General features: G+C 73.2%; 24 protein-coding genes. 19 read left to right on the top strand and 5 right to left on the bottom strand.

All coding sequences use genetic code 11. The features are described from left to right. Positions 1 to 9 precede the first annotated feature (9 nt). The 13 genes from hemB to BU204_RS20545 all read left to right on the top strand — a co-directional run bounded on the left by hemB (position 10) and on the right by BU204_RS20545 (position 12,049). Entirely contained in the window at positions 10 to 981 is a 972-nt protein-coding gene (gene hemB / locus BU204_RS20485; protein WP_075127308.1) for a porphobilinogen synthase, read from the top strand. 30 nt (positions 982 to 1,011) lie between these two features. Further along, positions 1,012 to 1,668, top strand: coding sequence for a hypothetical protein (locus BU204_RS20490; protein WP_143229613.1), 657 nt, complete (start codon positions 1,012 to 1,014; stop codon positions 1,666 to 1,668). Then, positions 1,665 to 2,123, top strand: coding sequence for a hypothetical protein (locus BU204_RS20495; RefSeq protein ID WP_233160433.1), 459 nt, complete (start codon positions 1,665 to 1,667; stop codon positions 2,121 to 2,123). The genes BU204_RS20490 and BU204_RS20495 overlap by 4 nt, the downstream gene beginning before the upstream one ends. Before the next feature lie 28 nt (positions 2,124 to 2,151). After that, entirely contained in the window at positions 2,152 to 2,709 is a 558-nt protein-coding gene (locus BU204_RS20500) for a hypothetical protein (protein WP_075127310.1), read from the top strand. 23 nt (positions 2,710 to 2,732) lie between these two features. Further along, positions 2,733 to 3,158, top strand: coding sequence for a hypothetical protein (locus BU204_RS20505; RefSeq protein ID WP_075127311.1), 426 nt, complete (start codon positions 2,733 to 2,735; stop codon positions 3,156 to 3,158). Continuing rightward, the gene (gene hemL / locus BU204_RS20510) at positions 3,155 to 4,465 is read left to right on the top strand and encodes a glutamate-1-semialdehyde 2,1-aminomutase (protein ID WP_075127312.1); all 1,311 of its coding nucleotides are present in this window, start codon (positions 3,155 to 3,157) and stop codon (positions 4,463 to 4,465) included. The genes BU204_RS20505 and hemL overlap by 4 nt, the downstream gene beginning before the upstream one ends. After that, a complete protein-coding gene (locus BU204_RS20515) occupies positions 4,465 to 5,094 on the top strand; it encodes a histidine phosphatase family protein (RefSeq protein ID WP_075127349.1) in 630 nt (209 codons plus the stop codon). Before hemL ends, BU204_RS20515 begins: the two co-directional genes overlap by 1 nt. After that, positions 5,091 to 5,666 carry a TlpA family protein disulfide reductase gene (locus tag BU204_RS20520; protein ID WP_075127313.1) on the top strand — a complete coding sequence of 192 codons (576 nt, stop codon included), beginning with the start codon at positions 5,091 to 5,093 and terminating at the stop codon, positions 5,664 to 5,666. The genes BU204_RS20515 and BU204_RS20520 overlap by 4 nt, the downstream gene beginning before the upstream one ends. Positions 5,667 to 5,721: 55 nt before the next feature. Continuing rightward, on the top strand, positions 5,722 to 6,603 hold the full coding sequence (locus BU204_RS20525; RefSeq protein ID WP_075127350.1) for a cytochrome c biogenesis CcdA family protein: 882 nt from the start codon (positions 5,722 to 5,724) through the stop codon (positions 6,601 to 6,603). Continuing rightward, positions 6,600 to 8,195: a cytochrome c biogenesis protein ResB gene (resB, locus tag BU204_RS20530; protein ID WP_075127314.1), complete on the top strand. Its 1,596-nt coding sequence runs from the start codon at positions 6,600 to 6,602 to the stop codon at positions 8,193 to 8,195. Before BU204_RS20525 ends, resB begins: the two co-directional genes overlap by 4 nt. Further along, positions 8,195 to 9,163 (top strand): c-type cytochrome biogenesis protein CcsB, encoded by a 969-nt coding sequence (ccsB, locus tag BU204_RS20535; RefSeq protein ID WP_075127315.1) that lies wholly within the window; start codon positions 8,195 to 8,197, stop codon positions 9,161 to 9,163. The genes resB and ccsB overlap by 1 nt, the downstream gene beginning before the upstream one ends. 173 nt (positions 9,164 to 9,336) lie before the next feature. Next, a complete protein-coding gene (locus BU204_RS39245; protein WP_075127316.1) occupies positions 9,337 to 10,059 on the top strand; it encodes a hypothetical protein in 723 nt (240 codons plus the stop codon). 610 nt (positions 10,060 to 10,669) lie between these two features. After that, positions 10,670 to 12,049: a MinD/ParA family ATP-binding protein gene (locus BU204_RS20545; RefSeq protein WP_075127351.1), complete on the top strand. Its 1,380-nt coding sequence runs from the start codon at positions 10,670 to 10,672 to the stop codon at positions 12,047 to 12,049. Positions 12,050 to 12,112: 63 nt separating this feature from the next. Here BU204_RS20545 and BU204_RS20550 read toward each other — a convergent pair whose 3' ends face one another. Both BU204_RS20550 and BU204_RS20555 read right to left on the bottom strand, forming a co-directional pair. Next, the gene (locus BU204_RS20550; protein WP_075127317.1) at positions 12,113 to 12,334 is read right to left on the bottom strand and encodes a hypothetical protein; all 222 of its coding nucleotides are present in this window, start codon (positions 12,332 to 12,334) and stop codon (positions 12,113 to 12,115) included. A 93-nt stretch (positions 12,335 to 12,427) separates the two neighbouring features. Then, complete coding sequence (locus BU204_RS20555) at positions 12,428 to 12,643, bottom strand: BldC family transcriptional regulator (RefSeq protein WP_075127318.1); 216 nt, start codon at positions 12,641 to 12,643, stop codon at positions 12,428 to 12,430. Between the two features lie 146 nt (positions 12,644 to 12,789). Here BU204_RS20555 and BU204_RS20560 point away from each other — a divergent pair, with 146 nt between their 5' ends. Genes BU204_RS20560 through cds1 form a run of 3 tightly spaced genes read left to right on the top strand, consistent with a single transcriptional unit; the run spans position 12,790 to position 14,644 of the window. Continuing rightward, positions 12,790 to 13,254, top strand: coding sequence for an Lrp/AsnC family transcriptional regulator (locus BU204_RS20560; RefSeq protein ID WP_075127319.1), 465 nt, complete (start codon positions 12,790 to 12,792; stop codon positions 13,252 to 13,254). Further along, positions 13,244 to 13,513, top strand: a complete 270-nt coding sequence (locus tag BU204_RS20565) for a DUF4229 domain-containing protein (RefSeq protein WP_075127320.1) — start codon at positions 13,244 to 13,246, stop codon at positions 13,511 to 13,513. The genes BU204_RS20560 and BU204_RS20565 overlap by 11 nt, the downstream gene beginning before the upstream one ends. Then, positions 13,514 to 14,644, top strand: a complete 1,131-nt coding sequence (cds1, locus tag BU204_RS20570) for an L-cysteine desulfhydrase Cds1 (protein WP_075127321.1) — start codon at positions 13,514 to 13,516, stop codon at positions 14,642 to 14,644. Here cds1 and BU204_RS20575 read toward each other — a convergent pair. Both BU204_RS20575 and menE read right to left on the bottom strand, forming a co-directional pair. Then, the gene (locus BU204_RS20575; protein WP_075127322.1) at positions 14,628 to 15,503 is read right to left on the bottom strand and encodes a 1,4-dihydroxy-2-naphthoate polyprenyltransferase; all 876 of its coding nucleotides are present in this window, start codon (positions 15,501 to 15,503) and stop codon (positions 14,628 to 14,630) included. The genes cds1 and BU204_RS20575 overlap by 17 nt on opposite strands. A gap of 59 nt (positions 15,504 to 15,562) precedes the next feature. Further along, positions 15,563 to 16,702, bottom strand: a complete 1,140-nt coding sequence (gene menE, locus BU204_RS20580) for an o-succinylbenzoate--CoA ligase (protein WP_075127323.1) — start codon at positions 16,700 to 16,702, stop codon at positions 15,563 to 15,565. 36 nt (positions 16,703 to 16,738) lie between these two features. On the opposite strand from menE, the gene BU204_RS20585 reads away from it, so the two are divergent. After that, positions 16,739 to 17,626 (top strand): arylamine N-acetyltransferase family protein, encoded by an 888-nt coding sequence (locus tag BU204_RS20585; protein WP_075127324.1) that lies wholly within the window; start codon positions 16,739 to 16,741, stop codon positions 17,624 to 17,626. On the opposite strand, the gene BU204_RS20590 is transcribed toward BU204_RS20585, so the two are convergent. Further along, on the bottom strand, positions 17,620 to 18,525 hold the full coding sequence (locus BU204_RS20590; protein WP_233160434.1) for a 1,4-dihydroxy-2-naphthoyl-CoA synthase: 906 nt from the start codon (positions 18,523 to 18,525) through the stop codon (positions 17,620 to 17,622). The genes BU204_RS20585 and BU204_RS20590 overlap by 7 nt on opposite strands. 71 nt (positions 18,526 to 18,596) lie before the next feature. Here BU204_RS20590 and BU204_RS20595 point away from each other — a divergent pair, with 71 nt between their 5' ends. Together BU204_RS20595 and BU204_RS20600 are read left to right on the top strand one after the other, a co-directional pair. Next, on the top strand, positions 18,597 to 19,925 hold the full coding sequence (locus BU204_RS20595; protein WP_075127326.1) for a hypothetical protein: 1,329 nt from the start codon (positions 18,597 to 18,599) through the stop codon (positions 19,923 to 19,925). Then, positions 19,922 to 20,614: thiamine pyrophosphate-binding protein (locus tag BU204_RS20600; protein WP_269844652.1), on the top strand; the 693-nt coding region annotated here is incomplete at its 3' end. The genes BU204_RS20595 and BU204_RS20600, both read left to right, overlap by 4 nt.

The following is a 20,614-nucleotide window of genomic DNA, read 5'->3' on the forward strand; positions in this document are numbered from 1 at the left end:
GGAGAGCTGATGTTCCCGAGCCACCGGCCCCGCCGGCTGCGCACCACCCCCGCCATGCGCCGGCTGGTCGCCGAGACGACCGTGCGACCCAGCCAGCTGGTGTTGCCGATGTTCGTCAAGGAAGGTGCCAGCGAGCCGGTCCCGATCGCGACGATGCCCGGCGTCGTCCAGCACACCCGGGACAGCCTGCGCAAGGCGGCCGTCGAGGCCGTGCAGGCCGGCGTCGGCGGACTGATGCTGTTCGGTGTGCCGGCCGAGCGGGACGCCGTCGGCTCCGGCGGCGTCGACCCGAACGGCGTGCTCAACGTGGCGCTGCGCGACCTGCGGGCCGAGCTCGGGGACGAGACCGTGCTGATGTCCGACCTGTGCCTGGACGAGTTCACCGACCACGGCCACTGCGGGGTGCTCGACGCCGACGGCAACGTCGACAACGACGCCACGCTGCGGGTCTACGGGGAGATGGCGCTCGCCCAGGCCGAGGCCGGGGCGCACCTGCTTGGCCCGAGCGGGATGATGGACGGCCAGGTCGGCGCGGTCCGCGAGGCGCTGGACCGGGTCGGCAGGACCGACGTCGGGATCCTCGCCTACTCGGTGAAGTACTCCTCGGCGTTCTTCGGGCCGTTCCGGGACGCCATCGAGTCCCAGCTGACCGGGGACCGCAAGACCTACCAGCAGGACCCGGCCAACGTCCGGGAGGCGCTGCGCGAGGTGCGGCTCGACCTCGACGAGGGTGCGGACCTGGTGATGGTCAAACCGGGCATGCTCTACCTCGACGTGATCCGCGCGGTGGCCGAGATCAGCGAGGTCCCCGTCGCCGCGTACCAGATCTCGGGCGAGTACGCGATGGTCGAGGCCGCGGTGGCCAACGGCTGGCTCGACCGGCGGGACGCCGTGCTGGAGACGCTCACGTCGCTGCGGCGGGCCGGCGCGGATGTCGTGCTCACCTACTGGGCGGCCGAGGCCGCGGGCTGGCTGCGCTGACCCGATCGGTACCGGGGTACCCTCCCCGCCGTGACGAAGCCAGGCAGTTCGGACCGGCCCGATGACGACGGCGTGACCGACGGCGTGACCGACCGCGACGACGCCGGGCAGGACGTGACCGAACGTGACGAGGTCACGCCCGAACCCGAACCGGAGCCCGCGCCCGAGGTGCGGTCGAAGCCGGTAGTGCGTCCCGAGCGGCAGCGGCCGGTGATGCCGACCGCCCGCGAGGCCGCCGCCGAGATCGGCGACCGGCCGCCCCCGGCCGTCATCCGCTGGGGCTTCTACCTGATCGTCGCGGCCGTGCTGATCAGCCTGTTCGGCGCGATCTACCTGATGCTCAACAAGGAGACGCTGGTCTCGAACGCCCTCGAGTTCGACAACGGCGACCGGGACCTCACCCGGGAGGAGGTCGAGAGCAGCGTCACCAACGGGCTGTGGGTGTTCCTCGTCATCAACGTCGTCTTCGGCGTGTTCCAGGCACTGTTCGCGTACAAGGCCATGGAGGGCCAACGGCGGGCCAGGATGCTGGTGACGATCGTGACCGTGATGGTCGTGCTGTTCCACTTCATGCTGGTGCCGACGCTGTTCGGCCAGCTGGCCGGCATGATCTCGGCGATCGCGGCGGCCCTGCTATACATGCCCGCCTCCCGCACCTTCTACCCACCCCGCCAGCCCCTCAGGTGAGTGCGTCCATACCAGAAGACGAGCCGGTCCTGTTCGCCGAGCGCGGGTCCAGCTGGTGGCCGGTGCTCTGGGGGCCGCTGTTCGCCCTCGCCGGCATCGTGCTGGAGGCGCTGACCGGTCCGGTGCACTGGCCCGCCTGGCTGCTGGTGGGTGGCGGCCTCGGCGGCGGCGCCCTGGTCTGGGTGTCCGCGCGGCGGCGGGTCTACCTGGTCAGGCTGACCACCGGCACCCTCACCCAGGGCCGTGAGCCGCTGCCGGTGGACGACATCGCCGCGGTCACCGACGTCGGCACGCCGGCCGGGGCGCGCATCCTGGGCGGTGGCTGGACCGTGCCGCGCAGGACGACCTCGATCCCGCTGCGCCTCACCGACGGCTCGGTCGTGCTCGCCTGGGCACGCGACGACGACGGCCTGCGCGAGGCGTTGCGCCGGCTCGTCGAACCCGGCCCCTCCTGAACCCGCACACGTCATGTTGAATGGACACGTGTCGAACCCGCACGAGGACGGCCTCCGGCCAGAGCCCGCGCCGCCGGTCCGGGACGATCCGGGTGGCGTGACGATCCCCCGCCCCAAGGCCGTCGACACGGCGTTCCAGGCCAGCGTCGCCGGTGCGGTGATCGGCGCCGTCGCGACGGTCCTCACCCTGATGCTCGACCGCGAGACGATGCTCGTGCTGGTGCGCGACACGCTGCGGGGCGCCGGCCTGCCGGACGGGGAGCAGGAGGTCGCCACCGCGATCGGCACCTTCCGGCTCGCGATGGCCTTCGGCATCGCCGTCTTCCTCGGCCTGTCCCTGCTGTTCGCGCTGAAGATGCGGGCCGGCCGGAACTGGGCGCGGATGGTGATCACCGTGCTGGCGTTCATCGGCGTGGTCCGCTTCCTCAACGCGATGGCCGCCAGCGGCGCGGAACTCGGGCTGATCTGGAGCCTGGCCGAGGTCGCGTTCGCGGTCACCGCCGTCGTGTTCATGTTCCGCCCGGAGTCCACGGCGTACTTCGCCGAGCACCGCAAGCGGCAGCTCGCCAAGCGCGGCCGGGGGTAGGCGGTCATGAGAGGCTTTCCGTCGTGACAGCACCGCGGGCGCTTGACGAGCCGGCCGCGCCGCCAACGGTCGAGCCCGACCGGCTGCACCGGCCGCGCCGGGCGATCGTCGCGGTCGTCGAGCTGCTGGTGGCCGGCGGGGCGGTGGCGGCCGCCTTCTGGGCCTGGCCCAGGGGCTTCGCGACGATCGTCACCGTGGCCGGGGACGGGACCCGGCTGCTCTCCGAACGGACCTACGGCAACTGGCTCGGCGGCGCGATCGGCTTCGGCGCGCTGGCCGCGCTGCTCGTGCTGGACGCGATCCGGCAGCTGGTGCTCGCGGTGCGGGTCAGGCCCCGCGCGGGCGGGACCGCCGCGGCGACAGGGACAGCGACACCACGGACAGCGACACCACGAACAGCGACACCACGAACAGCGACAAGGCAGCACATCGACGAGGGTGGCTCGTGACGACTGAGCTCGAGACGGCACAGCGATCGGCGGAACTGTTCGACCGAGCCAGGGCGGTGACCCCGGGCGGGGTGAACTCCCCGGTGCGCGCATTCCAGGCGGTGGGCGGCACGCCCCGGTTCATGGTGCGCGGCGAGGGTGCCTACCTGTGGGACGTCGACGGCAACCGGTACGTCGACCTGGTCGCCTCCTGGGGGCCGATGATCCTGGGCCACGCGCATCCCGCGGTGGTCGAGGCCGTCGCCTCGACGGCGACGGCCGGCCTCTCCTTCGGCACGCCGACCGAGGGCGAGATCGCGCTCGCGGAGGAGATCATCGGCCGCGTCGACCCGGTCGCCCAGGTGCGGCTGGTCAACTCCGGCACCGAGGCCACGATGAGCGCGATCCGGCTGGCGCGCGGGTTCACCGGCCGGCGCAGGATCGTCAAGTTCGCCGGCTGCTACCACGGGCACGTCGACGCGCTGCTCGCCGAGGCCGGCTCGGGGGTGGCGACGCTCGGCCTGCCGACGACCCCGGGGGTGACCGGCGCGTCGGCGGCGGACACGGTCGTGCTGCCCTACAACGACCTGGCCGCCGTGGAGGCGGTCTTCGCGGCCGACGGCCACGACATCGCCGCGGTGATCACCGAGGCGGCCGCCGGGAACATGGGGGCCGTGCCGCCCGAACCCGGGTTCAACGAGGGCCTGCGCGCCCTGTGCGACCGGCACGGCGCACTGCTGGTCATGGACGAGGTGATGACCGGGTTCCGGGTGTCGGCCGCCGGGTGGCACGGCCTCGACGGGGTGGCCGGCGACCTGTACACGTTCGGCAAGGTCATGTCGGGCGGGCTGCCCGCGGCGGCGTTCGGCGGCCGCGCGGACGTGATGGCCTCGCTCGCTCCGGCCGGGCCGGTCTACCAGGCGGGGACGCTGTCCGGGAACCCGGTCGCGGTCGCCGCCGGGCTGGCCTCGCTGCGGGCCGCGACGCCCGAGGTGTACACCGCACTGGACGCCAACGCCGCCCGCCTGGGGGAGCTGCTGACCACCGCGCTGTCCGAGGCCGGCGTCGAGCACCGGGTCCAGTACGCCGGCAACCTCCTCTCGGTGTTCTTCACCGCCGAGCCAGTGCGCGACTACGCCGGCGCGAGGGCGGCGGCCACCGAGCGGTTCCCGGCGTTCTTCCACGCCCTGCTGGCCCGCGGCGTCTACCCCCCGCCCAGCGCGTTCGAGGCCTGGTTCGTCAACGCGGCCATGGACGACGAGGCGTTCGAGACGATCGCGGCGGCGCTGCCGGCGGCAGCCGCGGCCGCGGCGGAGGGGGCCCGGTGATCACGCGTACGACCGTGCACCTGGTTCGGCACGGCGAGGTGGAGAACCCGACCGGCATCCTCTACGGCCGGCTGCCCGGCTTCGTGCTCTCCGAGCTCGGCCGCCGGCAGGCGCTGATCGTCGCCGAGCACCTGGCGGCCAACGACGTCACGTACGTCGTCGCCTCCCCGCTGGAGCGCGCGCAGCAGACCGCGGGCCCGATCAGCGACTCGCACCGGCTGACCCTGCACACCGACGAGCAGCTGATCGAGGCGGACAACAAGTTCGAGGGCAAGCGGGTGGCGGTGGGCGACGGCGCGCTGCGCTCCCCCCGCCACTGGCCGACCCTGCACAACCCGTTCCTGCCCTCCTGGGGGGAGCCCTACCTGCGGATCGCGCACCGGATGCTGGCCGCGGTGTACCGCGCCCGCCAGCGGGCCGAGGGCCACGAGGCGGTATGCGTGTCCCACCAGCTGCCGATCTGGACCGTCCGGCGGTTCCTCGAGGGCAAGCGCCTCTGGCACGACCCCCGCCGCCGCCAGTGCTCGCTCGCCTCGCTGACCAGCCTGCTGTTCGAGGGCGAGAAGCTGGTCGGGATCCGCTACGCCGAGCCGGCCGGGGCGTCCAGCCCGAAGGTCACCGGCGCATGAGGCGGGCGGCCCTCCTCGCCCTGCTGGTCGTCCTGTCCGCCTGCTCGACCGGCACCGACGCCGTCGTGCGCGGCACCGAGTTCCAGTTCGTCTCGCCGGGCGGGCAGACCGAGATCTTCTACGACGGCGACGAGCGCCAGAAGATCCCCGCGATGTCCGGGCCCGACCTGATGTCGGAGGGCGAGGACCTCGCGGTGTCCGACTTCGCCGGGGACGTCGTCGTGCTCAACATCTGGGGCGCCTGGTGCCCGCCCTGCCGGGTGGAGGCCCCCGAGCTGCAGAAGCTCTACGACGCCAAGAAGGACGAGGGGGTGACCGTGCTCGGCATCGACGTCCGAGACGAGAACCCGACGGCGCCCCAGGACTTCGTCCGCGACACCGGGCTGACCTACCCGTCAATCTACGATCCGCCCGGCCGGTCGCTGCTGGCGCTGAAGGGCTACCCGCGTTCGGTCGTGCCGTCCACGATCGTGCTGGACTCCGAGCACCGCGTCGCCGCGGTGTTCCTCCGCGACCTGCTGGCCGAGGACCTGGTGCCGGTGGTCGACCGCCTGCTGGCCGAGCGGACGTAGCGCCGCCCGCCGCGCCGGGGAGGCGCCGGTCGGCCGGTGCGGCGTGGTGCCTACCCTGGGGTCCGTGGATCCCGCCGCCCTCGCCTTCGACGGTCCGCTCCTGCTGGCCGGCGGGGTCTCGCTGCTCGCCGGGATCATCTCCTTCGCCTCCCCGTGCGTGGTCCCGCTCGTTCCCGGCTACCTCGCCTACCTCGCGGCGCTCGTCGGCGCGGACGCGCCGCCGGTGACCGTTCCCGCCAAGGCCCCGGCCGGCGCCCGCGCGCCGGCGAGCGACGGGGCGGAGGCAAGCGGTGCGGTGGAGGGCGTGGTGGAGGACGCCGAGGACGGCGCGGTGGAGGGTTCCGTGGCGGCCGGGCGCTGGCGGGTCGTCGGCGCGGTGGGGCTGTTCGTGCTCGGGTTCACCGCGGTGTTCGCCGCGACCGTCGGCAGCCTGGTCTGGCTGGCCGACGCCCTGCTGGTCAACCAGGACCTCCTGCAGCGGATCGGCGGGGTGGTCACGATCGCGATGGCGCTGGTGTTCGTCGGGCTGGTGCCCGGGCTGCAGCGGGACCTGCGCCTGCACCGGGTGCCTCGCCTGGGGCTGGCCGGGGCACCGGTGCTCGGGGCGATCTTCGGCCTCGGCTGGACGCCCTGCCTCGGGCCCACCCTGTCCAGCGTGATGATCATGGCTTCGAGCACGGGTGGGACCGCCGTCCGCGGGTTCGCTCTCGTGCTCCTCTACTGCCTCGGGCTTGGCCTGCCCTTCCTCGTCATCGCGCTAGGTGCGCGCTGGACGGTCCGCACCAGCGGCTGGCTGCGCCGCAACAGCCGCACTATCCAACTCCTCGGAGGTGGCCTCCTGTTCGTCGTCGGTGTGCTCCTGGTCACCGGTCTCTGGGGCGAGATCACCTCCTGGCTGCGGGACGCCGTGGTCACCGACACCACGCTCCCGCTATGAGGGCCGCGCTCGCCTTCCTGCGCAACACCTGGCGCGGCCTCACCTCGATGCGGACCGCGCTGATCCTGCTGTTCCTGCTGGCACTGGCCGCCATGCCCGGCGCGCTGCTGCCGCAGCGCGGGCTGAACGCGGTCAAGGTCGAGGAGTACATCGCCGACAACGGCTGGTGGGGACGGCTGCTCGAGCGGTTCGGGTTCTTCGACGTCTACGCCAGCGTCTGGTTCTCGGCGATCTACCTGCTGCTGTTCGTCTCGCTCGTCGGCTGTCTCACGCCCCGCACCGTCGAGTACGCGAAGTCGCTGCGGGCCAGGCCCGTGCTCACCCCGCGCAACCTCGCCCGGCTGCCGCACCACCGGGAGGGCGTCACCGACGCCGAGGTCGCCGAGGTCATGGCCGACGCGCGGCGGCGGCTGCGCGGCTGGCGGCTGGAGGAGCGCGAGGAGGCCGACGGCGGGCGGAGCATCAGCGCCGAGCGCGGCTACCTGCGCGAGCTCGGCAACCTGGTGTTCCACTTCGCCATGCTGGGCCTGATCGCCGCGCTGGCCGTGGGGAAGATGTTCAACTACGAGGGCCAGGTCGTCGTCCTCGCGAACGGCGCGGAGTTCTGCAACTCCGGGACCTTCGCCTACGACTCCTTCCAACCGGGCCTGCGGGTCGACGGCACCGACCTCAACGAGTTCTGCCTCCGGGTGAACGACTTCACCGCGCACTACCTGCCGACCGGGCAGGCCGACTTCTTCCGCGCCGACATCGAGTACCAGGCCGGCGAAGACCTCGCCAGCAACACCTGGCGGCCCTACCCGCTCGAGGTCAACAGCCCACTGCGGATCGTCGGTGACCGCGTCTACCTGCTCGGCAACGGCTACGCGCCGACGTTCACCGTCGTGTTCCCGAACGGCGAGGAGCGGACCAACACCGTCCAGTGGCGGCCCGTGGACCAGCTCACCTACCTGTCCGAAGGCGCCACCAAGTTCGACCCGCCCGGGGTGAGCGACCTGGCGGAGCGCCGCACGAAGCAGCTCGCGATCACCGGTCTGTTCGCGCCGACGGCGGTGCTCCAGGACAACGTGCTGGCCTCGGCGTTCCCCGACCTGCGCGACCCGGCGGTCGCGATCGACGTGATGCGCGGAGACCTCGGGACCGACTCGGGCCGCGGTCAGTCCATCTTCTCGATCGACCAGTCGATGGTGGAAAACGGCCGGCTGAAGCGGGTCGCCAGGGAGAACATGCGGCCGGGCGAGGAGCTCCGCCTCGACGACGGCACCGTCATCCGCTTCGACGGCGTCGAGCGCTTCGCCTACCTCCAGGTCTCCCACGACCCAGCGCAGACCTGGGTACTCGGGTTCGCGGTGCTGTTGGTGCTCGGGCTCGGGACCTCGCTGGTGATCAAGCGTCGCCGGGTGTGGGTCCGCGCGACCCCGAGCACCGATCCGGAGAGCCCCGGCCGTACGGTTGTCCTGCTCGGTGGCCTGGCGCGGACCGACCAGGCCGGGTACGGCGAGGAGTTCGGCCGCATCGCCGACGACCTGCTGCCGCGGCCCGCGCCGGACGACGTCGTACGACAGGACGTCACCGCAGGGAGGGAGACCTGATGCCGGTCAACGAGACGCTCTCGACCTACAGCGACTGGTGCTATGGCGCCGCCGTGGGTGTCTACGTGCTGGCGATGCTGCTCTCCCTGGTCGACCAGGCCTTCGGCCGGCGGGTGCCCCGGGCCGTCCGCGAGCGTGAGCTGGTCGGCGCGGGCGCCGGCGGTTCCGCCACGCCCCCCGCTGACCCGCCCGCCGGGTCGGACCGGGATGGGGCCGGCGAGGAGACCGACCGGGGTGCCCGCGCGCGCCGGATGGGTCGGATGGCCGTCGCGCTGACCGTGCTCGGGGTGGTCATGCACCTGGGCGCGCTGGTGTTGCGCGGGCTCGCCACCGGGCGGGTGCCGTGGAGCAACATGTACGAGTTCGGTGCCACGCTGTGCCTGTTCGCCGTGGTGACCTGGCTGGTCGTGCTCCGCCGGTTCGCCATCCAGCACCTGTCGGTGTGGGTGCTGCTGCCGGTGATCGTGCTGATGTTCCTCGGCGGCGTGGTGCTCTACAGCGAGGCCGCGCCGGTCCAGCCGGCGCTGCAGTCCTACTGGCTGGTCATCCACGTGTTCGCGATCGCGCTGGGCAGCGGCATGGTGCTCGTTCCCGGCGTGGTCAGCGGGCTGTACCTGGTCAAGGTGCGCCGCCCGGGATGGGCCGGCCGGCTGCCCGCGGCCGAGGTGCTCGACCAGGTCGCCTACCGCACCACCGTCTTCGCGTTCCCCATCTACACGGCAGGCGTGATCTTCGGCGCGATCTGGGCCGAGTCCGCCTGGGGCCGGTTCTGGGGCTGGGATCCCAAGGAGACGGTCGCCTTCATCGCCTGGGTCGTGTACGCGGCGTACCTGCACTCCCGCGCGACGGCCGGCTGGCGCGGCGGACGAGCCGCCGTAATCAACATCGTCGGCTTCGCGCTGATGGTGTTCAACCTCTTCTTCATCAACCTCGTCGTGGCCGGGCTGCACTCCTACGCCGGCATCTGACCAGGGTTGTTGGACAATCTGCCAAAAGGTCAGTACTCTCCGCCATCGGGGTTCGCCGCATTCATCCAAATGGGTGAGGCAAGCAGGCCAGGAGGGTGTGAGTGACGTACATACCTGCTGTGGGGGGTCACAAAAGGGTACCGGCTGCGCAAACGTTCAGCCGAGAGCACCCGTTGGGGCTCCGCAAGATCTATGCCGATCCGGCTGAGATCGACGGAGAGATCGACGACGCCGGCGCACGGAGATGGACGTTCGGCGTGGCCGCCGGCGCCCTGCTCGTCGCCGGTACCTTCGCCGCCGGCGCACTCGGTCTGAGCAGTGCGACAGCGCCGTTCCTGGGGGAGCAGGCGCCGGAGCACGCCACGGCGTCGCCCGGGCCGGACCGGGACGAGATCGGGGGCGCGGCGGTCACCGCACCGCCGGAGCGGGACAAGACCGAGCGCAAGGACACCACGCGGCCCGACCAGGCCGACGGGTCGGTCAGCGAGGTGGCCAGGAACGGCTCGACGGTCACCTCGCCAGCCGACCAGGGCTACCAGCCGCCGGCCCTCGGCGAGGGCAGCGGCACGGTCGGCGGCGGTAACGGCGGTGCGGGCGGCGGGGGCGGCTCCGGTACCGGTGGTGGTGCCGGCGGGCAGGCTGAGCAGCCCGCACCGGCGCCTGCTCCGGACCCGCCGGCGACACCCGAGTGGGAGCCCCAGCGGGGCACGCTCGAGAAGGTCGTCGCCCCGGTCACCGACACGGTCGGCGCGGTCACCGACACGGTCGGGGACGTCGTCGAGCCGGTCACCGACACCGTCGGTGACGTGCTGTCGCCGGTGACCGGTGTGCTGAGCGGCGGCGACCAGCCCGCCCTCACCATGATCAATCCGCTCGGCGACCTGCTCGGTCGCTAACGTTTCGGTGCCGGACCTACCTGAGGGCTGCCCGAACTGACACGGTTGCTGGTGCGAACACCGGTAGGCCCCGTGTCGACCGTCTTCCGACGCTACGACTACCGTCGCGTCGGAGGCGGTCTCGGGCAGTCTTTCAGGGAGGAATCCAGCGGTGAGTGGGCGCGAACGCGAGCCGGACACGGCTGGAGTGGGCCAGGACTTCTCCTGGCTGCCGCCCGGCCAGCGTGCCGAGGGTGATCAGGGCACGCCGGACTTTGGTCCGCGTCCGACGGCCGCCCACGCCGAGGAGGCGCGTGCCTCGGGTCCGCACCCACAGCCGCACTACAGCGAGCCCGCGGCGGCGGAGCCGCAGTACGGCGCGCAGGCCCCCGGCTCGGGGCCGGCGGGCGGACAGCCCGGAGCGCCAAGCCACGCCGACCCGTCTGCCTCCGGTCCACACCAGACAGGTCCACAGCAGACCGTCCAGTCCGGACCCCAGAACGCCGCGTCCGGCAGCCAGGAGCCGTCCTCGGGTGAGCCTGGCCGCTCCGGCCCGCAGCACGCGGCACCGAGCCACCAGGACCCCTCGGTCTCCGGTCAGCACGCCGCGCCGAACTACGCCGACCCGTCCGTGTCCGGCCCCCAGCACGGCGGGCCGAACTACGCGGACCCGTCGGTCTCGGGCCCCCAGCACGCGGCCCCGGCCTATGGCGACCCGTCGGTGTCCGGCCCCCACCGTGGAGCGCCGGGCTACGGCGACCCCTCGGCGTCCGGCCCCCACCGCGGAGCGCCGGGCTACGGCGACCCGTCGATGTCCGGTCCCCAGCACGGAGCGCCGGGCTACCACGACCCAGCGGTGTCCGGTCCGCAACAGGCGGTACCCGGACAGTTCGGGGCGCACGGCTACCAGGACCCTTCGGCCTCGGGACCGCACCAGGCCCCCGGTGGCGTGCAGGGCTCGCCTCCGCCGGGGCCGGGCTACGGCCACCCCCCGATGTCCACCTATCCGCAGCGGTTCCCCGGCGTCCCCGCGCAGCCGCCGCAGGCCCAGCAGTCGAACCGCCAGGGCGACCGCCGCCAGACCGACGAGCTGTCCTCGGCCAAGCTGATCAAGCAGAGCAAGCGCCGACCCCAGTCGGGCTGGCGCAAGGCCGTCTACGTCGCCAGCGGACGCCTGATCAACGTCGGTGAGAGCCCTGCCGACGTCCACCGCCGGGAGCTGATAACCCGGGTCAACCAGCCGCTGCGGGGCTGCTACAAGATCGCCATGCTGAGCCTGAAGGGCGGTGTGGGCAAGACCACCACCACGACCACCCTCGGCTCCACGTTCGCCTCGCTGCGCGGCGACCGGGTGATCGCGGTGGACGCCAACCCCGACCGCGGCACGCTGAGCCAGAAGATCCCGCTGGAGACGACGGCGACCGTTCGCCACCTGCTGCGCGACGCCGACCGCATCCACCGGTACAGCGACATCCGGGCCTACACCTCACAGGGCCCGAGCCGGCTCGAGGTCCTGGCCAGCGAGCAGGACCCGGCGGTCTCCGAGGCGTTCAGCGAGGAGGACTACCGGCGCACGGTCGCCCTGCTCGAGCACTTCTACAACATCGTGCTGACCGACTGCGGCACCGGGCTCATGCACTCGGCCATGAAGGGCGTGCTCGACATCGCCGACTCGCTGGTGATCGTGTCCTCCGGTTCGGTGGACGGCGCCCGCAGTGCGTCGGCGACCCTCGACTGGCTGGACGTGCACGGCTACCGGGACCTGGTGGCCCGCTCGGTCGCGGTGATCAACTCGGTTCGCCCGCGAGCCGGGTCGGTCGACCTGGACAAGCTGGCCCAGCACTTCGGCGCCCGCTGCCGCGCGGTCTGCCGCATCCCGTTCGACCCGCACCTCGAGGAGGGCGCGGAGATCGAGCTGGACCGGCTGGCCGCCCCGACCAGGCTGGCTCTGCTCGAGCTGGCAGCGACGGTCGCCGACGGCTTTCCGAGCGAGTTCTACTACGTGCGCTGAGCGAGTGGAGGCCGAGCCGCCGCGGTCACCTGGCTCGCGGCGGACGCGCGGCCAGGACGTGCCCTAGTTGCCGTCGGGCTCGGGGGGCGGCGGCTTGCGCTCGCCCAGCTTGCGCAGGAAGTCGGGGTCGTCGTCGGGGGCGATGGGAGACGGCCGGCTCGGCCGGCCCGGCCTCGGTATGCGGCGCTCGCCAGGCTCGCCAGCCTGCTCGGGGCTGGCGACGAACGCCCGCCACAGCAGAACGGCGACACAGATCGCGCCGATCGCGGCGAGCATGTAGAGCATCGAGCCACCTCCAGAAGGTCCCTTAGGACGAGGTTAGCCCGTTTGTTCCGATTGCGGGGGCCGTAGGGGTGACTGGCTAGGGCGCGTCCTGCCCTAGGCCGGTCCACCGGCCTTGGTGGCCTCGGTCGTCAGCTCGGCCAGCAGCGACTTGACCTCCGACTCGCGGAACCGCCGGTGACCACCTGGGGTGCGGATGGAGCCGATACGCCCCGCCGTCGCCCATCGCGTCACGGTCTTCGGGTCGACGCGGAACAACGCCGCGACCTCGCCGGGGGTCAGCAGTCGCTCGCCGACGTGTGCTGCGGTCACGTGTCCTCCTCGCGGTACAGGAACCGGACCAGCCAATCGTGTCATCTCGCCCGTCGGGTACTCGAACGGTTGTCTGATGGTAAAGAGGTAGTAAGGGACAAATCGGCCGGTTCGGACGCCGCGGACGGAGCGCTAGAGTCGCCCGCGTGGACACCCTCGACCGCAGGATCATCGCGGCGTTGCGCGAGAACGGCCGGGCCACCTACGCCGACCTCGGACGGCGGGTCGGCCTGTCCGCGTCCGCGGTGCACGAGCGGGTCGGCAAGCTCGAGGCGACCGGGGTCATCACCGGCTACCACGCGGTGGTGAACCCCTCCGCGGTCGGGCTGGGCGTGACCGCGCTCATCGGCATCCACTCGACGGACGTGGCCGACGACGAGGACGTCGCGGAGTCGCTCGCCCTGCTGCCCGAGGTGGAGTCCTGCTACCGGGTCGCCGGCGACGAGTCGTTCGTGGTCAAGGTCCGCGTCGCCACGGTGGACGAGCTCGAGCGCACGCTCGGCCGGCTGCGCCGCATCGACGGCGTCGCCAGGACGCGGACCACCCTGGTGCTGTCCACCCGGTTCGAGGGCCGGCCGAACACGTCGGAGGGCGAGGGCGATGAGCAGTGAGCTGGGGCGGGACATCGCCCTGTACAGCGCGGTCCGGGTCGGGCTGGTCGTCGTGGTCACGGCGGTGCTGCTGCTGTTCGGGGTGCCGCTGCTGGTGAGCCTCGCGGTCGCGGTCGTGGTCGGGTTCCCGCTCGGGCTGCTGCTGTTCCGCGGGCTCAACCAGCGGGTGACCGCGGGGCTGGCCGAGCGGGGCGCGCGCCGCGAGGAGGAGCGGGCCCGGCTGCGTTCCCAGCTGCGCGGCGAGGAGCGGGAGAGCTGAGTGGCCGCGACCGACCGGGGTGCCGAGAAGACCAGGGAATGGGTGTGTGAGGCCGTCCGGGTGATCGAGGCGGACGCCAACCGCAGCGCCGACACCCATCTGATCCCGTTCCCGCTGCCGCCGGAGTGGGACGTCCAGCTCTACCTCAAGGACGAGTCCACCCACCCGACCGGCTCGCTCAAGCACCGGCTGGCGCGGTCGCTGTTCCTCTACGCCCTGTGCAACGGCTGGGTCGTCGAGGGCACGCCGGTGATCGAGGCCTCCTCGGGCTCGACGGCCGTGTCCGAGGCCTACTTCGCGCGGATGCTCGGTCTCCCGTTCATCGCGGTCATGCCCCGCACGACCAGCGGCGAGAAGGTCGAGCTGATCGAGCGGCAGGGCGGACGCTGCCACTTCGTGGACGAGCCGAGCCAGCTGTACGCGGAGTCCCACCGGCTGGCCGCGGAGCTCGGCGGTCACTTCATGGACCAGTTCACCCACGCCGAGCGCGCGACCGACTGGCGGGGGAACAACAACATCGCCGAGTCGATCTTCGGGCAGATGGCCCTGGAACCGCACCCGGAGCCGGAGTGGGTCGTGGTCGGCGCCGGCACCGGCGGCACGAGCGCGACGATCGGCCGGTTCATCCGCTACCGCCGGCTGCGCACCCGGCTGGCCGTCGTGGACCCGGAGTACTCGGTGTTCTACGACGCCTGGCGTGACGCCCGGCCGACGCTCACCGCGTGCCGGGGCTCCCGCATCGAGGGCATCGGCCGGCCGAGGGTGGAGCCCTCGTTCATCGGTGACGTGATCGACCGGATGATCAAGGTCCCGGACGCCGCCTCACTGGCCACGATCCACGTGGTGGAGCAGGTCCTCGGCCGCCGGGTGGGCGGCTCGACCGGCACCAACGTGTGGGGTGCCTTCCAGCTCGTCGCCGAGCTGCGGGCGGCCCGACGCCCGGGCAGCGTGGTCACCCTGCTCTGCGACGCCGGCGACCGCTACGGCAACACCTACTACGACCGGCGGTGGCTGGCCCGCAACGAGCTGGAGCTGACCCCGCACCAGGACACCGTGGAGTCGTTCCTCGCCACCGGCGACTGGCCGACCCCCGACGGCGACGAGCAACCGGCTCTCACCCCAGGGCCATAGCGAGCGCCGCGAGTACCGCCCAGGCCAGCATGGCCAGGCCGGTGTCGCGCAGCACGGGGACCAGCGCCAGCCCTTCCCGCCCGCCCGCGACGGCCCGTACCGCCGGCAGCACGACCGGGGCCGCCGCCAGCGCGACCAGCAGCCACGGGGTGGCCGGCGCGGCCAGCAGGGTCACCACGAACGGCACCGACACCAGGCCGACGTAGAGCACCCGCGTGCGCCGTTCGCCCAGCCGCACAGCGAGCGTGCGCTTGCCGGCGGCCCGGTCGGTCGGCACGTCCCGCAGGTTGTTGGCCACCAGCACGGACGCCGAGAACGCGCCGAGCGCGACCGAGCCGGCCACCCCCAGCCAGCTGACCCGCTCCGCCTGCACGTACTCGGTGCCGAGCACCGCGACGAGCCCGAAGAACACGAACACCGCCGCCTCACCCCAGCCCGAGTACCCGTAGGGCCGGGACCCGCCGGTGTAGAACCAGGCGGCGGCGACCGAGGCCGCACCGACCGCGACCAGCCACCACAACCCGGTGAGCGCGACCAGCACGAGTCCCGCCACACAGGCGACCGCGAAGCAGGCGACCGCCGCGGCGCGTACGGCGGCCGGGGTGGCGAGCCCCGAGCCGACCAGCCGCAGCGGGCCGACCCGGTCGGTGTCGGTACCCCGGATGCCGTCGGAGTAGTCGTTGGCGTAGTTCACGCCGACCTGGAGCGCGAGCGCCACGACCAGCGCGAGCAGCGACGCCCACCAGCTGGCCCGGCCCACCGCCGCCGCAGCGCCGGTCCCGACGATCACCGGCGCGACCGAGTTGGGCAGGGTCCGAACCCGCGCCCCCCGCACCCACTGTCCAGCCGTAGCGACCATGTCCCCATCTTGGCCGCCGCCGCCCGCGCCGCCCGCGCCCACCCCGCGCGTCCCGGCCCTCACTCCCCGACCGTCGCCAGCAACTCCGCCCGCACCCCCGACCGGTCCACCTTCCCCGGCCCCCGCAGCGGCAACGCCGGCGCGAACCGCACCAGCTTGGGCACCGATGGCCCGCCCAGCGCCTGCCGAACAGCGTCCCGCAGCCCGGCTGCCCCGGGTGGCGCCCCCGGGTCCGCCGGCACCACCACCGCCGCGACCAGCTGCCCCCACTCCTCGTCCGGCAGGTCGACCACGCACGCCTCGGCCACCCCCGGCTGGGCGGCGAGCACGGACTCCACCACCGACGGCACCACCTTCACCCCACCGGTGTTGATCACGGAGTCCGCCCGGCCGTGCACCTCGAGCGAGCCGTCCTCGTGCACGGTGCCGAGGTCGTCGGTGCGGAACCAGCCACCGGCGAACGCCGCCTCGGTGGCCTTCGGGTCGAGCCGGTAGCCGCTGGCGAGCGTCGGGCCGGACAACTCGACCACGCCTCCCGCACCGGTCCGCACCAGCACGCCGTCGAGCGGGCGCCCGTCGTACACGCAACCGCCGGCGGTCTCGGACATGCCGTAGGTGGTCACCACCGGCACGCCCGCCGCCCTGGCCCTGGCCAGCAGCGCCGCCGGTGCGGCGGCGCCGCCGAGCAGCACCGCGTCGAACCGGCGCAGCACCTCGGGAGCCGCGAGCATCCGGGTGAGCTGGGTCGGCACCAGCGCGGTGTAGTGCGGGCCCGGCCCGGCCAGCAGCTCGGCGGCCGCGTCGGCGAACGGCTCCCCCCGCCCGAGCACGACCGGCGGGCGGCCGGCGAGCAGCGAACGGACGAGCACCTGCACGCCGGCCACGTGGTGGGCCGGCAGGGCGAGCAGCCACCGCCCGGGTCCGCCGAGCCGGGCATGGGTCGCGGTGGCCGACGCGGTGAGCGCGGCGGCGGACAGCAGCACGCCCTTGGCGGTCCCGGTCGACCCGGACGTCGCGACGACCAGCGCCGTGCCGGGCTCCACCGGCAGCTCGGGGGCCATCCTGGCCACCAGCTCACCCCGCCGCGGGTCGGCGGCGGACACCGGCAGCACGGCCGGGCCGGAGCCGTCCAGGGCGGCACGCAGCGCCAGGGTCAGCTCGCCCACCCCGTCCGGCCCGTCCAGCACGATCTCACGCACGCCGTCATTGTCGGTCGGTATGCCTAGGGTCGCGGTATGACCTGGCTCGCGCCGCTCGACCGGCACCTGCGCGACGCGTACCTGCGGCGGCTCGGCCTGCCCGAGACGCCGCCGCCGACCCTCGAGACCCTGTTCGCGCTGCACCGCGCGCAGCTCGAACGCATCCCCTACGAGTCGGTGTGGATCTGGCTGGGCGAGCGGCGCACGATCGAGCCGCTGGACTCCGTGCGCCTGTTGCTCGCCGGCCGCGGGGGCTACTGCTACCACCTCAACGGCGCGATGGCCACGCTGCTCGGCTGGCTCGGGTTCGCCGTGCACCCGCACGTCGGGGGTGTGCAGGCCGATCCGACGGAGGTGGCCGGCGCCAACGGCTTCCACCTCGCGCTGACCGTGGCCGGCCTGCCCTCGGCGGCCAACGAGGCCGGCAGCTGGTTGGTCGACGCGGGCCTGGGCCACGGTCCGCACGAACCCCTCCCGCTGGTCACCGGTACCCACCGGCAGGGGCCCTTCAGCTTCGGCATCGCGCCCTCGACGGCCGTCGAGGGCGGCTGGCGGTTCCAGACCGACCCGCGCATGTCGCCGCTCGGCATGGACTTCGCGCCTGGCCCGGCCACGGTGGCCGAGCTCACGCCCAGGCACGAGTTCCTCCAGACCGACCCGCGCTCGGGTTTCGTCCGGGTGCTCACCGCCTACCGCCGCGACAGCCAGGGCTTGGACGGCCTGCGCGGCCGCGTCCTGCGGCGGGTGACCGGCTCCGGCGAGACGTCGACGGAACTGACCACGGCGCCCGACTGGTACGCCGCGCTCGCCGACGTGTTCGGCCTGCACCTCGCCGACGTCGGCCAGGACCGCCGGGCCGCGCTGTGGCGGCGGGTCGACACCGCCCACCAGGCCTGGCTGGCCGGGACCGGAGGGGGTCAGTAGTAGTACGGGAACGGGGACCAGTCGGGGTCGCGCTTCTGCAGGAACGCGTCCCGGCCCTCGACCGCCTCGTCGGTCATGTAGGCCAGCCGCGTCGTCTCGCCGGCGAACAGCTGCTGGCCGACCAGGCCGTCGTCGATGAGGTTGAACGCGTACTTGAGCATCCGCTGGGCGGTCGGTGACTTCCCGTTGATCTCCCGCGCCCACTCGAGCGCGGTCGCCTCCAGCTCGGCATGGGGCACCACGGCGTTCACCGCACCCATGCGGTGCATGTCCGCCGCCGAGTAGGCGCGCCCGAGGAAGAACACCTCCCGGGCGAACTTCTGGCCCATCTGCCTGGCCAGGTAGGCCGAGCCGTACCCGCCGTCGAAGCTGCCGACGTCGGCGTCGGTCTGCTTGAAGCGCGCGTGCTCCTCGCTGGCGAGGGTCAGGTCACAGGTGACGTGGAGGCTGTGCCCCCCGCCGGCCGCCCAGCCCGGCACCACGGCGATCACCACCTTGGGCATGAACCGGATGAGCCGCTGGCACTCGAGGATGTGCAGGCGACCTGCTCGAGCCGGGTCGACCGTCTCCGCGGTGTCCCCGGAGGCGTACTGGTAGCCGGTGCGTCCCCGGATCCGCTGGTCGCCGCCGGAGCAGAACGCCCAGCCGCCGTCGCGCGGGGACGGGCCGTTGCCGGTCAGCAGGACGCAGCCCACGTCGGAGCTCATCCGGGCATGGTCCAGCGCCCGGTACAGCTCATCCACGGTGTGCGGGCGGAAGGCGTTGCGCACCTCGGGCCGGTCGAAGGCGATGCGCACGGCGCCGGTGTCCAGCGCGCGGTGGTAGGTGATGTCGGTGAAGTCGAAGCCTTCGACCTCGCGCCAGGCGGAGTCGTCGAACAGCTCGGAAACGGTCGCCACGCCGGCGAGCATATGGGCTCCCGCTCGACGGTGAATCGCGCGTGGACCCGCCGGCATGCCAAGCTGGCCACGTGCACGACGTCGACTCCGCTCTGGACCTGTTGTGCGGCCGGGACCTCACCACCGGTCGTCAGGTGAGCGCGGCCTGGCGAGGCCTGTCGGGCGGCGATGCCGGCTATCGCGCCTCCCAGTTCGACGTCCAGCGATACCTGTGGCTGATCCTGCCCAGGCAGGTCCGGGCCGGTGAGGCGACCGACTGGCGACGGGTCACCGAGGCGTTCGCCTCGTTCTTCGACCTCACCGGCGAGCCCCGGTACGCGGCGATCTGCCGGGGCGGTTGGACCCAACGGGTCCTGGCCGCCGCGGCCGACCAGGACCGGTGCGCGCAGCTCGCGATCAGCGCGATGGAGGAGTCGGGGGTGCTGCCGCCCGACGAGCTGGAGATCGCCTGGCTCAACGACCCGGGCCCCTACGAGGCCGCCGCGTTCGACGCGATCGCCCGGGCCCTCGAGGCGGCGATCCAGGACGGGCAGATCCCGCTCGGCACCTCAGCCGCCGACGAGCTGCGCCTGATGCTCGCGATCGACCTGCTCAACAGCAGGCTGGCCGACGAGGGCCGCCGGACGGTGGCGCAGGCGATGGTCAGCGAGCGGATCCGGTACTGGGCGAAGGGGACGCCGAGCGCCGCGCTGCGCGAGCTGCTCGTGCGGACCGAGCCGGACGTCTCCGGGCGGCCCAGGACCGACCTCGATCCCGGGGCCGCGGTCGCGGGGATGCGCCTGCTGCTGGAGAGCGCCCGGCACAGCCCCCGGCTGACCAAGGCCGGCTACCTGCCGACCGAGCTGGTCGGGCGGATCGTCGAGGTCATGCCGTGCGCGAGGACGTTCCCCGGCGGCGGGCGCAGCGAGTCGAGCTGGCCCCCGGTCGGTCAGCTGCGCGAGCTGGCCTACCGGTGCGAGCTGATCGACGTCGAGGACGGCCGGCTGCGGCTGACCTACCTCGGCGAGGACGCGCTGGAGGACGACCAGGCCCTGCTGGGCGCGGTGTGCGCCCGGCTGATCGGCGGCACCGAGCCGGCGTACCGCCAGCAGGTGCTCGAGACCGTGCTGATGATGATGCTGATGGAGACGCACGTGGACCGCGCCGCCATCGACCGCAGGCTCGCCGTCGTGCTCGAGGAGTTCGGCTGGCGCCGGGGCGGCGAGACCGAGGGCGAGTCCGAGCCGCTGTCCCACGAGGAGGTCCTGGGGCTGCGGGTCGAGGCGCTGTGGGACCTGCGGGTGCTCGACGCGCTGGTGGCCGGGGACGTCGAGCGGCCGGTCGGGCTGAACGAGCTCGGCCGCGAGGTGGCGCTCGCGGCCCTGCGCGCCCGGGTCATGCAGGGCTGGTGGTGGGGGTGAACCCGTCCACTGCCCAGGCCGACGTGGTCGTCGACGAGCTCGTGCGCTGCGGCGTGCCGCACGTGGTGCTCTGCCCCGGCTCCCGCAACGCGCCGCTGTCGATGGCGTTGTTCGAGGCGGCGCAGGCGGGCCGGTTGACCCTGCACGTGCGGGTCGACGAGCGGGCAGCGGCGTTCCTCGCGGTCGGGCTGGCCACCGGCGCCGGCCGACCCGCCGCGGTGGCCTGTACCTCCGGCACGGCGGTGGCCAACCTGCACCCGGCGGTGCTCGAGGCCCACCACGGAGGTGTCGGCATCCTGCTGCTGACCGCAGACCGCCCACCCGAGCTGCTCGGTACCGGCGCCAACCAGACCGTCGAGCAGCGCGGGATGTTCGGACCGGCCGCGACCACCGTCGAGTTCCCGGTCGCCGAGCGGCGCTCGGGCCAGAACGCGGCCTGGCGGGCGCTGGTCTGCCGCGCGGTGGCGCAGGCCGAGCGCGGTCGTCCGGTGCAGGTCAACCTCCCGTTCCGCGAGCCGCTGGTGCCGACGTTCGAGCCGCGCTGGCCGGAGCCGCTCGACGGCCGGCCCGGCGGCGCACGCTGGACCACCACCGCCGCACCCGCCGCGCCGCCGGCCGGCCGGGTCGACTTCCCCCTGCCCGCCCGGACGCTCATGGTCCTCGGCAGCGGCCGGCGGGACCGCGCCGAG

This window comes from Actinophytocola xanthii (assembly GCF_001921205.1).
GTDB lineage: Bacteria > Actinomycetota > Actinomycetes > Mycobacteriales > Pseudonocardiaceae > Actinophytocola > Actinophytocola xanthii.

What these genes read in the sequence shown, in the direction of transcription:
- BU204_RS20575 (WP_075127322.1), bottom strand. Translation starts at nt 15,503, where the DNA reads ATGGTCGCTACGGCTGGACAGTGGGTGCGGGGGGCGCGGGTTCGGACC.
- BU204_RS20520 (WP_075127313.1), top strand. Translation starts at nt 5,091, where the DNA reads ATGAGGCGGGCGGCCCTCCTCGCCCTGCTGGTCGTCCTGTCCGCCTGC.
- ccsB (WP_075127315.1), top strand. Translation starts at nt 8,195, where the DNA reads ATGCCGGTCAACGAGACGCTCTCGACCTACAGCGACTGGTGCTATGGC.
- hemB (WP_075127308.1), top strand. Translation starts at nt 10, where the DNA reads ATGTTCCCGAGCCACCGGCCCCGCCGGCTGCGCACCACCCCCGCCATG.
- BU204_RS20565 (WP_075127320.1), top strand. Translation starts at nt 13,244, where the DNA reads ATGAGCAGTGAGCTGGGGCGGGACATCGCCCTGTACAGCGCGGTCCGG.
- resB (WP_075127314.1), top strand. Translation starts at nt 6,600, where the DNA reads ATGAGGGCCGCGCTCGCCTTCCTGCGCAACACCTGGCGCGGCCTCACC.
- BU204_RS20585 (WP_075127324.1), top strand. Translation starts at nt 16,739, where the DNA reads ATGACCTGGCTCGCGCCGCTCGACCGGCACCTGCGCGACGCGTACCTG.
- BU204_RS20550 (WP_075127317.1), bottom strand. Translation starts at nt 12,334, where the DNA reads ATGCTCTACATGCTCGCCGCGATCGGCGCGATCTGTGTCGCCGTTCTG.